The 15,566-nt window shown below is 44.8% G+C and carries 14 protein-coding genes; 6 read left to right on the top strand and 8 right to left on the bottom strand.

Annotation, left to right across the window (positions count from 1 at the left end):
• The first annotated feature begins 31 nt into the window (after positions 1-31).
• From gsiC to BBC0122_RS10355, 3 genes are read left to right on the top strand one after another with little or no spacing between them, the layout of a single operon-like run.
• Positions 32-952: a glutathione ABC transporter permease GsiC gene (gene gsiC / locus BBC0122_RS10365; protein WP_075915104.1), complete on the top strand. Its 921-nt coding sequence runs from the start codon at positions 32-34 to the stop codon at positions 950-952.
• Positions 949-1,836: an ABC transporter permease subunit gene (locus tag BBC0122_RS10360; protein ID WP_077993585.1), complete on the top strand. Its 888-nt coding sequence runs from the start codon at positions 949-951 to the stop codon at positions 1,834-1,836. The genes gsiC and BBC0122_RS10360 overlap by 4 nt, the downstream gene beginning before the upstream one ends.
• Positions 1,837-1,896: 60 nt before the next feature.
• Positions 1,897-2,826, top strand: a complete 930-nt coding sequence (locus BBC0122_RS10355; RefSeq protein WP_077993583.1) for an isoaspartyl peptidase/L-asparaginase family protein — start codon at positions 1,897-1,899, stop codon at positions 2,824-2,826.
• 351 nt (positions 2,827-3,177) lie between these two features.
• Here BBC0122_RS10355 and BBC0122_RS10350 read toward each other — a convergent pair whose 3' ends face one another.
• The 3 genes from BBC0122_RS10350 to BBC0122_RS10340 all read right to left on the bottom strand — a co-directional run bounded on the left by BBC0122_RS10350 (position 3,178) and on the right by BBC0122_RS10340 (position 5,237).
• Positions 3,178-3,999 carry a M55 family metallopeptidase gene (locus tag BBC0122_RS10350; protein WP_077993579.1) on the bottom strand — a complete coding sequence of 274 codons (822 nt, stop codon included), beginning with the start codon at positions 3,997-3,999 and terminating at the stop codon, positions 3,178-3,180.
• A gap of 278 nt (positions 4,000-4,277) precedes the next feature.
• Entirely contained in the window at positions 4,278-5,006 is a 729-nt protein-coding gene (locus BBC0122_RS10345) for a CbtA family protein (RefSeq protein WP_077993578.1), read from the bottom strand.
• Between the two features lie 9 nt (positions 5,007-5,015).
• Entirely contained in the window at positions 5,016-5,237 is a 222-nt protein-coding gene (locus BBC0122_RS10340) for a CbtB domain-containing protein (RefSeq protein ID WP_075915101.1), read from the bottom strand.
• 264 nt (positions 5,238-5,501) lie between these two features.
• Between BBC0122_RS10340 and BBC0122_RS10335 the strand changes: the two genes are divergently transcribed.
• The gene (locus BBC0122_RS10335; RefSeq protein WP_188318041.1) at positions 5,502-6,056 is read left to right on the top strand and encodes a histidine phosphatase family protein; all 555 of its coding nucleotides are present in this window, start codon (positions 5,502-5,504) and stop codon (positions 6,054-6,056) included.
• Positions 6,057-6,161: 105 nt separating this feature from the next.
• Here BBC0122_RS10335 and BBC0122_RS10330 read toward each other — a convergent pair whose 3' ends face one another.
• Genes BBC0122_RS10330 through BBC0122_RS10320 form a run of 3 tightly spaced genes read right to left on the bottom strand, consistent with a single transcriptional unit; the run spans position 6,162 to position 8,731 of the window.
• Positions 6,162-6,680, bottom strand: coding sequence for a cyclophilin-like fold protein (locus BBC0122_RS10330; protein WP_149866692.1), 519 nt, complete (start codon positions 6,678-6,680; stop codon positions 6,162-6,164).
• The gene (locus BBC0122_RS10325; RefSeq protein ID WP_077993576.1) at positions 6,681-7,694 is read right to left on the bottom strand and encodes an amidohydrolase family protein; all 1,014 of its coding nucleotides are present in this window, start codon (positions 7,692-7,694) and stop codon (positions 6,681-6,683) included.
• A gap of 26 nt (positions 7,695-7,720) precedes the next feature.
• A complete protein-coding gene (locus tag BBC0122_RS10320; RefSeq protein ID WP_077994663.1) occupies positions 7,721-8,731 on the bottom strand; it encodes an aldo/keto reductase in 1,011 nt (336 codons plus the stop codon).
• A 554-nt stretch (positions 8,732-9,285) separates the two neighbouring features.
• Here BBC0122_RS10320 and BBC0122_RS10315 point away from each other — a divergent pair.
• Positions 9,286-9,840: a flavodoxin family protein gene (locus BBC0122_RS10315; RefSeq protein ID WP_077993575.1), complete on the top strand. Its 555-nt coding sequence runs from the start codon at positions 9,286-9,288 to the stop codon at positions 9,838-9,840.
• A 387-nt stretch (positions 9,841-10,227) separates the two neighbouring features.
• On the opposite strand, the gene BBC0122_RS10310 is transcribed toward BBC0122_RS10315, so the two are convergent.
• Positions 10,228-14,049, bottom strand: coding sequence for an SIR2 family protein (locus BBC0122_RS10310; RefSeq protein ID WP_077993573.1), 3,822 nt, complete (start codon positions 14,047-14,049; stop codon positions 10,228-10,230).
• A gap of 86 nt (positions 14,050-14,135) precedes the next feature.
• On the opposite strand from BBC0122_RS10310, the gene BBC0122_RS10305 reads away from it, so the two are divergent.
• Positions 14,136-14,510 (top strand): hypothetical protein, encoded by a 375-nt coding sequence (locus BBC0122_RS10305; RefSeq protein WP_077993571.1) that lies wholly within the window; start codon positions 14,136-14,138, stop codon positions 14,508-14,510.
• A gap of 103 nt (positions 14,511-14,613) precedes the next feature.
• Here BBC0122_RS10305 and BBC0122_RS10300 read toward each other — a convergent pair whose 3' ends face one another.
• Complete coding sequence (locus BBC0122_RS10300; RefSeq protein ID WP_077993570.1) at positions 14,614-15,564, bottom strand: PLP-dependent cysteine synthase family protein; 951 nt, start codon at positions 15,562-15,564, stop codon at positions 14,614-14,616.
• Between the last annotated feature and the right edge of the window lie 2 nt (positions 15,565-15,566).

The raw sequence follows: 15,566 nt of genomic DNA, 5'->3' as shown, positions 1-15,566 counted from the left end.
GCGCCGTTCACTCTAAAGTTCGGGATTTTCGATGTTCGCTTTTATTATCAAACGCCTGCTTTCCATCATACCGGTGATTTTTGTCATATCACTCATCGTATTCGGTTTTGTGCGGCTTTTGCCGGGCGATCCTGCCCGTCTTGCAGCCGGTGTTGATGCCGATGCGGAAACAGTGGAAGCCATGCGCTCGCAACTTGGGCTTGATCGGCCGATATGGGCGCAATATGTGACCTTTGTGGAAAACGCCGTTCATGGTGATTTTGGCGAATCCTTGAAAACCCGCAAACCCGTTTCCTCGGAAATTGGCGAACGTTTTATGCCAACTGTCTGGCTCACCGTTTTTTCGATGATTTGGTCAACCATATTAGGGCTTCTTATCGGTGTTTTTTCGGCGGTCAAAAGAGGGCGTTGGCAGGATTATACCGGTATGGTTGTGGCCGTTTCCGGCATTTCATTTCCGGTCTTCTGGCTTGGCCTTCTCTTAATCAATCTCTTTTCTGTGCGCCTTGGCCTTCTGCCAACCGGCGGTTATGGAACGGCACTTCATTTTATCATGCCGTCATTTACGCTCGGCGTCGGGGTTGCTGCCGTGATGGCACGGTTTTCGCGTTCGGCCTTTATCGAAATATCACGTGAGGATTATATCCGCACTGCGCGCGCCAAGGGGGTTCCCGAACGTCTGGTGACATGGAAACACACATTGCGCAATGCGCTTATTCCGGTCATCACCATGGTGGGTCTGCAATTCGGCTTTTTGCTTGGTGGCTCGATTGTTGTCGAAACAGTGTTTTCCTGGCCGGGGCTTGGAAGACTGTTGATCGATTCAGTGTCCTATCGCGACTATCCGGTTCTTCAGGCGCTGATATTGCTCTTTTCACTAGAGTTCATCCTTATCAATCTTCTGGTTGATGTTCTCTATGCTTTTGTTAATCCGGAGATCCGTTACTCATGAGTGCGAACACTTCATCCGATACACTTGTTGCCGAGGCAACGCGCAAGCCCTTCGGCGAATTTTTGCGCCGTTTCGCGCGCCAGAAAGCGGCAATTGTGGCACTTGTTTTTCTGCTTTTGTTGATCGGCTCGGCTATTTTCGCTCCTTTATTCATGACGCTTGATCCCAATAGTGCCGATTATAATGCCATTTTGCAGGGGTCATCTGCCGCCCACTGGGCGGGAACCGATGAATATGGCCGCGATATATTTACCCGCATCATCTATGGCGGGCGTATTTCTCTGGCAGTCGGTTTTCTATCGGTTACGCTTGGCGGTCTTATCGGGGTGTTTCTGGGAATTCTTGCAGGCTACTATGGCGGCTTTCTTGACTCGCTTATTATGCGCATTTCCGATGTGCTGTTTGCCTTTCCCGGCATTTTGCTTGCCATTGCTGTGATTGCCATTCTGGGGCCGGGAATTGACAATGTAATTTATGCGGTTGCCGTGTTTTCTGTACCGGTTTTTGCCCGCCTTTCGCGCGGGACGACGCTTTCGATGAAAAAGGCTGTTTATATTGATGCGGCGCGCGCCATCGGTGTTTCCGATCATATGATTGTATTGCGCCATTTGCTGCCCGGAACCTTGCCCAATGTGATTGTTTATTTTTCCATGCGTATCGGCACGTCTATTTTAACCGCTGCAAGCCTTTCCTTTATCGGCCTTGGTGCCCAGCCACCAAGCTCGGAATGGGGCGCAATGCTTGCCGCAGGCCGCAGCTATATGGGCGTTGCCGACCACCTCACCCTTTATCCGGGTATTGCAATTTTCGTTACGGTTTTGGCCTTCAATGTTTTCGGCGATGGCTTGCGTGACGCGCTTGATCCCAAAATCGACGTCAATTGACCGGCGTCGGAACGCTATTTTTTAAAATAGCCTGAAATGGTTTTTTGAAAGGACTTTGAAATGTCGTCTCTTGTAAAACCGGTTATCGCCATTCATGGTGGCGCCGGCACAATGCGCTCGAAAGATATGACGGAAGAAAAGGAAAAAGCCTATCGTCATGGGCTGACATTGGCACTTGAGGCAGGGCGCGCTGTGCTGAAGGCAAATGGCTCGGCCGTTGATGCGGTCACCGCTTCCGTTATGGCACTGGAAGATGATCCGCTTTTCAATGCCGGTCGTGGTGCTGTTTATACCACCAACCGCACGCAGGAAATGGATGCTGCCATCATGGACGGGCGCGACCGCAATGCCGGTGCCGTTGCCGGAATTTTCGGGCCGCGTCATCCGGTTCTTGCAGCCCGCGCTGTTATGGAAAAAACCGAACATGTTTTTCTTGCCGGTGAAGGAGCCAATGAATTTTGCCGCGAGATCGGGCTTGAGATCAAACCGGCCGAATGGTTTTACACCGAACGGCGCATGAAAGCGCTTGAACAGGAAATGGAGCGCCGCCGTAATGGCGGGGAAGAAAATGACCCTTCACGGCGTCATGGCACAGTCGGCGCGGTTGCCTGTGATGTTTTTGGCCATGTGGCGGCGGCAACATCGACCGGCGGAATGACTGCCAAGTTCCCTGGTCGTGTCGGCGATAGTCCGGTTATCGGTGCCGGTACATGGGCAGATGACAAAACCTGTGCAGTTTCGGCAACCGGACATGGCGAATATTTCATCCGCTATGCCGCGGCGCACGAAATTGACGCCCGTATCCGCTGGGGAAAAGAAACACTTGAAGAAGCCGCGCAATCGGTTATCAAAGATCTCGTAAAAATCGGCGGCGAGGGCGGGCTTATTGCCGTCAATGCCAAGGGCGAAGTGTGCCTGCCTTTCAATAGCGAGGGAATGTATCGCGCATGGATGGGTCAGGATGGCGAAATCCATACCGGCATTTATTGATTTTCCGGCAATCGGTGATTGTTCGTTAAGTTTGTCAAGCGAAGGGGAAACTGTTACCCTTTGCTTGGCATCTCTGCTTTGAAGTTGGTTTCAGAATTTCATTTCCATATCGGTTTGTCAGCTTTCTTTTCCGGAACATTTTAAGCCGGAAAAATCATAAGCCCGCTTTTGTAAAATGTGCCAAGATCAGCGCGGAAATTTGAAGCGTCACAATCGAAAAGCCAGTCATATTCTACCATTGAAAGCGGGTCATATCCCATATTGTGTTGAATGGGAAACCGGTCGCCTCAAAAAGAAGAAAAAGCGGGTTTTTACCCGCTTTCATGGTTCAAGAAAAGTTCAAGCTTTCTCTCACATGACCGAAGCGGCAAGTGCAGAAACTGCACTCATCCAGCCGATTGCATCACGAACCGAATTGCAGTCAAAGCCGATTGTTATCGCATCAATACGCTTGGCAGGAGGTAGATGTGCGGCCTGATCGGCAAGGGCAGGCAAAAGAACCTCGAATTTCACCATAAAAGGTGGGCGTATAATAAAGGGTTTCATTTCATGCCTGTTCTTGACGGCTTCAAAGGCGGCTGCTTTTATTTTTTCGCACGATTTTGTGGGCGAAAGAGAACGCGCGGCACGATTGGCATAAGCATGTTTGACTGTTGCAAATCTCGCTTTGGGGAAGAATTCCCTGTTTTGTTCTTCAAGGCAATTGTCGCCGGTTAAAAGCCCGACAGGAATACCGAGTTCGCCCGCATAAGCGCCATAAATGCCGGGTTCACCCAATCGTTTGTCGCCAAGATAGACAGCACGGAAAGCGCGGCTGTTGGTGGTGTGGGCAAGCACACCTTCAAGACTTGCTCCGGCATGGTGGCCAACAAGAAAAACCATGTCGAAACCGCCATCGGCAAGGCCGCAAGCCATATTTTGCGGTTTCGGTTTTCCCTGAATAAGTTCGGCATCGGGATGGAGGAGTTCGGGAACAAGATTGACCATTGCACCATGGGAATCGTTCACAACAACTTCTTTTGCACCGGCTTCAAATGCACCGGTAACAGCAGCATTGACTTCGTTGGTCATCAGGCGGCGCGCCCGCTCATATTCGGCATTGCCGGATGAACATTGCTGAGGGATAACCACACCGGCCACCCCCTCTATATCGGCTGAAATGTAAATTTTCATAAAATTCTCGTTGTCCTGTTTTTTAAAAATCCGCGACCGGTCGAAAGCCGCGCCAAAACAAACAGAAGGTTGGAACCTTCTGTTATAGAGACAAAGAGTATGACAGAAAGTGAATTGGTGATGCAAGGAATAGAAGCGGAAACTTGGACAAATTCCTGTCCAAGACAGAAAGTTCATTGTTGAAGACAGAAAGTTCCCCGTCGAAGACAAAAGTAACTTGTCGAAGATAAAAGTTTTTCGTGAAAATTTCCGCTTTAACTATTCCTTGCGATCCCCGGCTAAAGTTTTTTCATATGTCTTTCGGCAAGATAACCGAAACCGACACCGAGTATCAGCCACAATATGGCTTGAATACCGAAAGTCGCAATGCGGAAATGCCATAAAACATCAGCCGAAAAGTCGGCTGGAACTTCGTTGACAACCGGCATAATGAAATAGACGATGCCCATGAATACGGCATAGCCGATCATGGCAATAATCGCCGCATTAAGCCCGCCGAATTTGGCTTTAAGCCGGTTTGCCGCAACATAAACCAGAACCATGGCAAGAAGCGACACCAGAATAAGCGCGAAATAGTCTTCGGTACGCGAAACAATGGTTTCGGGTTGGCCGACCGCTGGCGGGTTGGATGGATATTTTAACTGCGGCACCAATACCACCGAAATAAAGGCAGAAGCCGAAATCAGTAGACTTGTGGCCATGATGTTTAATTTTCCTAATCGGCCGAAAGCATAGCTGCAAAAGCAGGAAAAAAGCCCGCCTGCACCGGCACCAAAAACCACAAGTGCAGTCAAAAGGCCAAAACCGGCTTGTGTTTTTCGGCTGACAACTTCTTCTTCATCTTCATGGGAATGGCCGCTTTGTGCTTCCTCTGCCGCTTCATGGGATTCTTCAAAAGCAATGGCACGATCAACATAAGGCTCGCCGTAAAGGCGGGCAAATCCGAACGCAATAAGACCGGCAACGAGGCCGACAAGCATGCCCCGATAAAGGAGTGAACCCATTATTCTATCTCCTCAGTGACATGGAAAGCCGAGAAGATGGCGCCCATCATGAACAAATTCATGAATGGTGGTGCCGCTGAAAAGCGACAATGCACCTTGCTCTGTGGTGATGAAATAAAGTGCGATGAGGCAAATAAGACCGCCAAATATAGCCCATGGCAAAATGGCTTTGACCGGAATGGTTTTGGCCGGAACAAATATGGTTTGCGGCGCATGCGCCGTTTTAATAGACATGAAACCTCCTTCAGGATAACGCGTCCTTGAGTTTAAGGGAAAAGCAATCAAATCGAAGTTCTGGCTTCTGTCCCATGATTGGTAGACAGTCACAGTGGCGCGACCGCCCCGGATTGACACCGGGTTCCACGAAATTGAATGTGAGGCTCACCATAGTCTCAAGCAAAATCCCTGTCAAATTCTGTTTGAAACGACTAGATTACTGTCTGTGACAATTTAGAAATTGATCGTGTTTGGATAATGCAGAAAAGATCGGGAAGCGAAATGGCGGAAATTATTATTATGACTCATGGCATGACACGTGCCGAACAGCGTGGCATTTTTCCCGGAAATGAAAGTCTTGATAGCGATGTTCTTTTGCCCGAAAAATTTTCGGTTCAAAAGGGCATGAATGTTGTTTGCGCCAATCTTACCTCGTCTATCCGCACGGTCGAATTATTGGGGCTTGATTTCAAAATAGATTTCTCAATTCCTGTTATCGATTACGGGCATTGGCAAAGAAAAGCTTTGAAAGAACTCGCAAATGAAGAGGAAGACGAGCTTGAGCAATGGTTGAGTGACCCTTATTCAGCTCCGCATGGGGGAACCTCTTTCAAAACCCTTTATGACAAGACCGTAGACTGGCTTGAACAGGCAAACTATGCCGAACCGACATTGATTGTCGCCGACGCCAATTTTTTGCGAATGGTTATGATTGACGTGTTGAAAGCGCCACTTTCATCTTTGTTTAAAATTGATATTGCTCCGCTCACATCTATAAAATTTGTGAAACGTCACGATCATTCAAAAATTTCATTGTTCCCCTCGAATATCGAATGACTGACAGATCAATAAAACCGTGGCTTTAGCCAGAACTCACGAGTTTCACCCCGCTTTTTTTACGACCGGGCAGGCGGCATTTTTACCATCCTGAGTTATGGAAGGCTAGCGGGCGTTCGAGATTTTGCTTTTTTCAAGTCTTACGGGAATAGTCTTCTGTTGGTCAAAATTTTCCATGCAACCGGAAAGTGTTCCCAGATGCACGAGGTTTTCCGAAAAGCGGAAATCGCGCGTAAAAATGGCAAGATTACCCCAAGGAATATAATAGGTAACGTCACCTTTTTCGGGATTAAACCCTTTTGGCTGTGTTTTGACATCAAGCTTTTTCGGCAAGGTGGCAATTTTTTCGGTTTTGTTAAAATCTTCAAGCGTAAGTTCGAGCGGCAACTCACTTATTAAATCACGCGCTTCATCACTGTCATCAAGCTTGATCGTGCAGGTTTTTCCGGTATCGTTAAAAACAATATCGATCTGGTTCATGTCATTTTCACCTTTCAAAGTTTGGCTTTGCGCTTCTTCACTTGAAACAGCCAGAAATGCGAGGCTTGTAAGGAAAAGACCTGAAAATAAACCGAAGAAACCGGTGGCACGCCGTCTTACAAATTGTTTATGAAAACCTGCCATTCAAACAAGCCCCTCGATGTTGATGCGATAGGTTTTGGCTGCAACTTTATAAAACAGATTGTCTTTTTCTTCTTTTGATGCGCCCGAAACGCATAATTTCAACGCGTTCCATAGCGGCACATATCCGCATGAACGCCCGTCCATCGGATAATCGCTTTCCATCATCGAGCGTTCAACGCCGAAAGCTTCTATTGCTGTTTCAATATAAGGCCGCCAGAGTGTGACAAGCTCTTTACTGGTGACGACATCTTTACGCTCGTGCAAATTGAAACCGAAAAACGGCAGACCTAGCCCGCCAATTTTACAGACGACATTTTGTCGTTTTGCAAGCTCTCGAAGATTGTTTCGCCATGTTTGAAGTGCTTCTTTCTTTTCTCTCTCGTCAAGCCCCAAAGCCATAACGTGCCCCATATTGTTCAACACAATAACAAGGTCGGGAAAAGCATCGGCAAGCTTTGCAATTTGTGGCAATTGGTGGTGAAAAGCGCCAATGTCGAATGTGAGATGGCGCTTTTCAACTTCGGCAAGACCTTTTGGAAAATCGGGGTGGTTTACAAGGTCATGCGGTGGCCTATTGGTCACAAATTTGAATGGCAACGGGCTTTTATCATCAATGATATTTTGTCTGACACCTTTAAAGCGAGTGCCTGCCCGTTCAAGACATGTATCAAGGAGCGGTGCAATTTTTTCGCCAAAACGCAAGTCGGCATATCCGACAATTCCATCCGCTATTTTGATTTTGCCATAAACGCCGCTGTCGGACATTGCCGCTACACCGTTTGCAAATTCCACTTCACCAACAGGGCGCATAACTTCCGGCTCTGAATGAGATATGAAAGCCTGTGTTTCTACATAAACCGAAGCGATAATATTATGGCCAGAGCGGGCATCTTTAAGATAGTCCTTCAAAAGATAGGTAAGCGGAGGACGGTCGAAAAGGTGATGATGGGCATCAATGATCGGCTGAAGCGGTTCGATAACGGTTTCATCCTTGCCTTTGCCAATCTGGCTCATGAGAGATCACCTTTTCCTACCGTTAATTAATCGTCATCATGGTCGATGGCTTTGGCTTCTTCCGGCCCATAACGGTCGCCATGAATAGGAATTGCCGACAAAGTGCGGTTGATTTTTTCAACATCCGCATCATCCAATGTAATATCCACGGCTGCGAGATTTTCATTAAGATGGGCGAGCTTCGTTGTGCCCGGTATTGGCACAATCCACGGATGTTGTTTTAACAACCAGGCAAGCGCAAGTTGGGGGCCGGTGACACCTTTATCCAAAGCAAGTTTATCAAGTGCGTCCACAAAGGGGCGGTTCGCTTTCATGTTTTCTGCCGAATAACGCGGCTTGCCATAACGCAAATCTGTTTTCATGAATTTGGTATTTTCGTTGAGAACACCTGTCAGATAGCCGCGCCCCAATGGGCTGAAGGGCACAAAACCGATGCCCATTTCTTCAATTGCGGGGAAAATGCGTTTTTCGGGTTCGCGCCACATTAACGAATATTCGCTTTGTAAAGCTGTGACCGGCTGCACGGCATGAGCGCGCTTGATTGTTTTGACACTTGCTTCCGAAAGGCCGAAATGCAAAACTTTTCCTTGCCTGATAAGGTCTTTGACAGTTCCTGCCACATCTTCGATCGGTACATCCGGATCGACACGGTGTTGATAGAGAAGATCAATATGATCGGTGCGCAACCGTTTTAATGAACCTTCAACAACAGCGCGGATATGATCCGGTTTGCTGTTGAAACCCGGTAATTGTTTTCCGTCTACAATGTTGAAACCGAATTTCGTTTCGATCACCACTTCATTGCGAAAAGGTTCAACAGCTTCGCCAACAAGTGTTTCATTCAAAAGCGGTCCGTAAACTTCCGCCGTGTCAAAAAGTGTCACGCCCTGATCGAAAGCAGTGCGGATGAGCTTGACCATTTCCTGATGGTCGGCAATCGGCCCGTGTGCGCCGGTCATGACCATGCATCCAAGCCCCATAGCAGAGACTTCAAGACTATTTGCACCGGAACCCAGAACACGTTTTTTGCTTATCATTGTTGTTGTCCCTTTAAAATTCTTATGCGACTGCAATTCTTGTGCTCGTGCAGCTTGCGGCAGTGCTGTGAAAAGCGGCGCTGCCATCAATAGAGCCAAAGCGGTGAGAACCTGCCGACGGTTGCCATTCAACGAATGCATGTTTTTTAATTGTTCCATCGTGTTCCATTCCTTCTAATTTTATTCCCTCCCTCAACTCCCTTAAATTTACGTCATGGGAAGAGGAATGTTTACCGAGGTAGAATTGTTTGAAGTGATGAATGGAATTCATGAAAAAAGGAATATTAACCGGAATACAAAATGAAAGCCTGAGGCAAAAACCGAAAGTGAAAACGCATGGTGCGAAATTTTATTCAAATCGTTTTGCGGCCATTTTGTTTGAAATAATTGTCGCCTCAGCCGGTTTTATAATTCATGAATATCAATCATAGCTTTAATAAAAAAATTCATGAAATCAGAACGATAAAATATTGTTAAAACACAGCGTGTCGGGTGACAGGAAGATAGCGGATTTTTTGAATAATCAGTCACGGTTTTTAGAGGTTTTGGCGAAGATGAAAATAGCAATTGTTTATCATAGTGGCTTCGGGCACACGGAAAAATTGGCGCACTATGTCGAAGAGGGAGCGAAAGAAGTACAAAATGCCGAAACATTTTTGATCGGACTTGATGAAAAACCGGTCAATTGGAACCTGCTTGAAAAAGCCGATGCCATCATTTTCGGCTCGCCTACCTATAATGGAACGGTGAGCGCACGTTTCAAACAATTCATGGAAGATTCAACCGGTCCGGCTTTTGTCGAACAGAAATGGCGCAACAAGATTGCAGCAGGTTTTACCAATTCGGGAGCCGAACATGGCGACAAGCTCAACAGTTTGATGACAATGAGCCTTTTTGCCGCCCAACATGCGATGATATGGGTCAATCTCGGTCTGCTTTCGGGTAAAACACGCAATGATCTTAACGGTATCGGAAGCTGGCTCGGTGCCATGGCGCAGTCGGACAATGCGTCACCGGATGTCACCCCGAAAATAGAAGATTTGAACACAGCCAAATATCTCGGACATCATGTGGCAGAAATTACCAAACAATTTTGTAACGGCAAATAAACAGTTCATTGTATAGGTGCGCTTGAAACCACGCGAAAAGCTCGACGCTTTTTAAAATGTTTAGTCATGGTTTCGTTTGGCATTTGTTTTTTCAAATTTGACTGGCAGAGGGTTCAGTTTAAAAAGCCAATGCGCGTTTGAGCTGGCAAACGGGTCTAGCAGGAAAATGTGTGGCTTAAAATTGCCATTTCATGTTTCAAAACTTTTTCTGGTTATTCAACCGTTCCGGTCTGCGGTTAGAGCGAGGCGGTGGCCGCTTTGCTTCAACTTTCACAATTATATTCAACCGAATAAACGGCAAAATGAGAGATGATGCCGGATAAAGCTCTGTTTTCAACAAACTGAACCTTTAAAAACATCCCTCCGATCCCTCATGATTTATAGTTGTCAAATAGAATAACGTCGTTTTAATTCTATGTAACGAACATCCTTTTTAAGGCTGCTATCGGCTTCGACTATTTTTTGCAGAATTTCAGCTATTTTGAAAGGTCGTTGACGAGTAGCATTCGGCGAAACCGTAAATAGTAATTCCAATAATTCTTTCGGGTAATCTTGAATAATTTTATTGCCAAAATAAGGCGTGGTGATGTCACCAAAATCTAATTGGTTTATGTCGTATATTTTATTCAAGTGGTTTATCACTAATTTTAGTAGAACAGGAAATTGCGCACCACTCCATAGAAGTAATTTGCAAAAAATAGCTGATACTTCAGGTGACCAGGCTTTCATCTGCTTTGGCCAAATTTTTAAAAGTTTAGCTAAGCATAATTTCGATTGATCGGAAGGATTATTATTCCTTCTAAATTCAGACGTAAGGTGACTTGAAATGATTATTCGGAATCGATTGTTGGATTTTAATAGTAATTCATGTAATTCTTCATCTGTAATAAGTTTTTCTTCTGTGCTATCATCCGTATTGTCCCATAAATCCAGAATTATCTTAGCATAGCGATCAATATTTTTTAGGTAAAAAGCTGGGAGAGTTTTAACAATTGTGAACAGATCGTCTTTTATGGTTTTAAATATTTCCGTACAAGGAAGCTCGCGAATTTCTAAAAAACCGGACCACGCAGCGTCGCGGTCGATAGATTTGCTGCTGTGAAAAATTGGTAACAAATATTTTTTGGTCCAATCTTTATTGATTAGAAAAAACCAATCAATTTTGGAGAATAAAATAACCAGAACATATTGGCGGGAACTATCTGGCAGCTTCAAGAGAGATTCGATCAAATCGAACCATTCTTTATAAAAACATTGATTGCCAAGGTTTTGCATAAACGGTTTGGTTAAAAGCGCTCGCGCTATCATTCCTGCAGGTGCATTGATTGCTTCGGTAAACTTGTCAATACTTAACTTAGCGATAGATGTACCTTTATCAGGCTGCACTTTCAATATTTCCACAAGTCTGTTTGCAAGACGAAAAAAAACGGGTAGATAATTTTTTTCAAGTTTACCTGCATTATCATCGAGCCAGTAACCAACAGGTTTAATAATTATAGCGATCTGTTCATCCGAATAATTAAGAAGACGATTGGCAATTAAAAGTTTGAAGCGGGTTTGATCGGCTTTGCGAGCTTCCGAATACAAAAATTTCTGCCATGCCCATTCTCGAAAAATACCTTTTTTGCCTTCAAGGCATAATGCAGAAAAAGCACGTACCGGCTTATCTTTTGCCAATTCCTCGAACGGCCTATTAACAATGCGAAAATCATCCCATCCCTGTCGAGTTCTTTCAACTTTGGCCAACAGCTTTGAAAGTGGAATGTTTAATAAAGCAGTATAATCTGTATTGGCTACTATAAATCCGCCATTTGTGAGTTGTTCCGCGGCACGTGCTCTTTCTTCAGTCCATTCAGGTACAATGGAATGCAGTTTTTGAGCTTTTTTTTGTGTTTTTACCGATAATTCACATCCCTCATCTATCAAGCGCTGAAAACGATTTAAGCTTAGCCAAGCGCGGCGTTTTTTTCGGATAAGTTGATCTTTCCCAGGAAAATGAGGTGTATTTTCAAGTAACCGCTTTTCAATTGTAGAGCGGGTGGAACTATCCAGTTTTACCCACCGTTTTGTCAAAATTGACAATAAGTCATCTTCATGTTGGCAATTACCAATTGTTTCATCTGAAAGGGATGAGATAAACTGCCCGAATTCATCATTGGCAACGATTTCTTCCTTTCCTGCTGCCCATATCCTTAAATGGGCAAAGACAATATCATCATCTTGCGGCCATGACAAAAATTCAAATTTTGCCACAGAAGGATCAATTTTACATAGTTGATCAAAAAGTCTCGCAAAATATATGATCATGCCGGAAAGATCAGGCGTTCTTTTAGAAGAGTTTTTATCTTCTTTGTCACAAACAATCGGTTGGAGAGGTAATTGACCATATCTGCCGATTTCCTTTTCGTACAAGATTGCAATTTCTAAATTTCTCCATAGTGCTTTCAGAAACGCATAACACCACTTATCAGGAATATCGAGTGGTTGATCGGAATAGGGATATTCAATAGCGACTGGTGCAAATTGGTTGACATTTTTTCTGTTAATTTTGAGTTTTTGCGGAATTGGTTGGAGATATATAGTAGATTTTACAGAAAAATAAGGGCGCGTTAGTTTTTCGAATTGTTCAACAACTGTTGCATTCCACTCGCCGTTTTTCCATGGTGAAATAGATAAAGCATTACGAAAATAGGTACGTTTTTCCCACGCCGATACTATCAGCTGCCATCGTTGACGAATAAGGGGATTGATAGGGTGCGAATGATTCACTAATTCACGTGAAATTACGTTTATGATGATTTGGTTTAACGAAAATTTAATTACAGCCCAAAATAAAGCAGCAGGCTGATCAAGTACTTTCGTAAACCATAACGTTAATTGTTCAAGACGATTGACAAGTTGCGAAACATTGTTTTGTAATGCATTTATGTTTTGAATGTCTACAGATGCATGGTCACGTGAGTTAATATCAAAAGCATCCCAAGATTTCCAAAAGAATGTTCGCACCATCTGCTCGTTATAACCGAGATCGGAGTCTTGAGGCGATTTATCAGAATCAAGGCCGTATAGAGTATGTATACCCATAAAATTTTTATTTGAGGATGATGGATTTAGTTGATCCGGGATTGTATTACGACAAGAGTCGTCAAAGACATAAAGCCATTCTGCCGAAGGAACCGTTTTTGCTTCTGCAAATTTTTTTGCTCCCTCACTTGATGAAACAATATGTGCAATTTGTCCGCGTTCAAAAGGTTGGAGTGCGCGAGGTTTGCCAGCAAATTTTTTTATGACTTGTTCATACCACTTGTCGGGATTACGTGCTCTTTCCGCCCAGGCTTCAAGCGTTTTCCATAAAATATCGTAACTCCCCGCAGGAAAACAAATAGGCATCACACCTTTGAATTTCCAGCGATTGATGACATCGTCACCATCATCCGACTGGAAAGCATAAATTTTATTATGCGTTGCTTCCATTTTGTGTAAAGCTTCGAGCAAATATTGCACCGGCGGGTCGTCGGCACTGTAGCCGACAAAGACAATTGTGTAATTATCAAGAATTTGGCGAATGAACTGGGTTGCCCAACCTTCGGCAAGATAAGCTCTTCCGAACTGGGATGTCGAAAGAATAAATCCGTCGCCTTCTGCGCCTTTATAATCTTTCGTTGCGAGGCCGTGTAGATAAACAATCCCATCCATCTCGTCGACGCGTGAAGGATCAGGCAATTTTGGCGGCTGCCAGATTTTGAGCTTTTTCCGGCATTGTTCAAACAGGCGGTCAAAATTTGTCGTGACCAACCGGACTTTTCCGTGTCTGTTTGTTGCCAGATCGAGCAAAATTCTGTGCGCTTTTAGGTATTCCGGCTTTTTGGGTGAATCTTGTTTTTCGGGATTCAGAGCTGATGCAACAGCCTCTTCAATATCTCCGGCACGAAAATCTCTTTCTAGCAGACCAAAAATACGATCAGCCGAGATCAAGCCGCTAATGCCCGCATTTTTTTCTATTTCATGCGCCGAGTGTATAAGCCTATAAGCATCGCTATTCTTACCAATTCCCAGATGTTTGGCTACAACATTTGCAAGGCCAAAAAAATCGGGCAAGTTTGCATATGCCCTTGATACGCCGGCACCACAGAAAAAGACCACTTTGCCTTCATCTCTCTCCCACAATAATTCATCGGGAATAGATGGTCCGTCGGCAAAGAATCGCACAGCAAGGTCTCCATTTTGTTTGTTTAAATATTACTATAGACACCTTAAAGTCGTAAATGAAAACGAATTTTCCTTAAAGTGGTAGTTTGTTTTTTACTCTTTTAAAGAGGGTATGGAGACATGAGCTACTAAAGCCAAGAAGTGCAAAACAAAATAACGGTGACGCATTTCGGCTTGATGTTTTAAAGCTTTCAATATTCGAATTTGGCAAAGGGGTGTGTGCGCCCGATGATGAGTACTTAAAAACACCCGTCAATTTTGCGAAAAAATTGCCCCCGAAATTTTATGAAAAAATTCAAGCATACGGCAATCAAACTTTGAAAAGGCCGATCTTCGTTGAGTTGAAGAAGGGGGAAGCTGTTCAGCGTCATTCATACCAGCGACATTCATCAACACCAGCAACCCAAGCCTGTTTTTCTGACCTAAGACATTATGTTTTCGACTTTAGAAAAATGTGGTGAACAAACAAAATGGGGCGGGGAAGAAAAGAAAAGTTGAGGTCTCGAAAATATTCTTAAAAAAATTGCAGGCAGAAGTTTATCTGCCCGCAAATATGCAATTGCTTTAGTTCTTTGTTGCAGCACTCAAATAACGTTCGCCACTATCAGGGAAAATTGCCACAATCATTTTGCCCTCATTTTCTTCCCGTTCGGCAAGGCGGGTTGCTGTCCATAAAATGGCAGCGGCTGAAACACCGGGGAATATTCCCTCGGTTGTTAAGAGATCACGTTGAACATTAAGAGCATCCGCGGTGTCGAGTGAAAAAATTTCATCAACCACTTCTGCCGCATAGTTCTTTGGCAGAGACTCTGGCGGCACTTCACTTACCTTGTGCACGCCGTCAATTTCATCGGGATAGGGATTTTCTTCACTCGGAAGCGAGGTTTCTGCCGGTTCTGCAATAACAACTTTGATTTTCGGATTTTTCGATTTCAAATATTTTCCGGTTCCTGACACTGTTCCGCCTGTGCCCATGGCACAGACCAGAATATCCACCTGACCGTCTGTATCTTCCCAGATTTCAGGACCGGTCGAGACAATATGAACCTTCGGATTATCGGGATTGGCCAATTGGTCGATAAAAAAGGCGTCCGGATTTTCCGAAACGATGCGGGCAGCCATTTTTTCCAATGCTTCCGGATCCATAAAAAAAGCATTTTCAACCGGAATCACTTCTGCACCATAAAGCTTGAGAAGTTTTATTTTGTCGGCGCTGATATTATCGCTCACATAGAATTTCGTTGCATAGCCTTTGGCTGCTGCCACAGCGGCAAGCGCAATGCCTGTATTGCCGCTTGTAACATCGACAATGGTATCGCCTTTTTTCAACTTGCCGGATTTTTCCGCTTCATTAATCATATTCAAAGCAGCACGGTCTTTTATACTGCCTGCCGGATTGAGATATTCCAGTTTGGCAATAATACGTGATTTCAAATGATGTTTTTTGCCGTAATGATGAAGCTCGACAAGCGGCGTCTTGCCGATGAGTTCGGTGATATTGTGATGGATTTTCATGA

It is taken from the genome of Ditibartonella choladocola, from assembly GCF_002007565.1.
GTDB lineage: Bacteria > Pseudomonadota > Alphaproteobacteria > Rhizobiales > Rhizobiaceae > Bartonella > Bartonella choladocola.
Note: the sequence above shows the minus strand (reverse complement) of the source record. Positions and strands in the feature narration are given on the sequence as shown.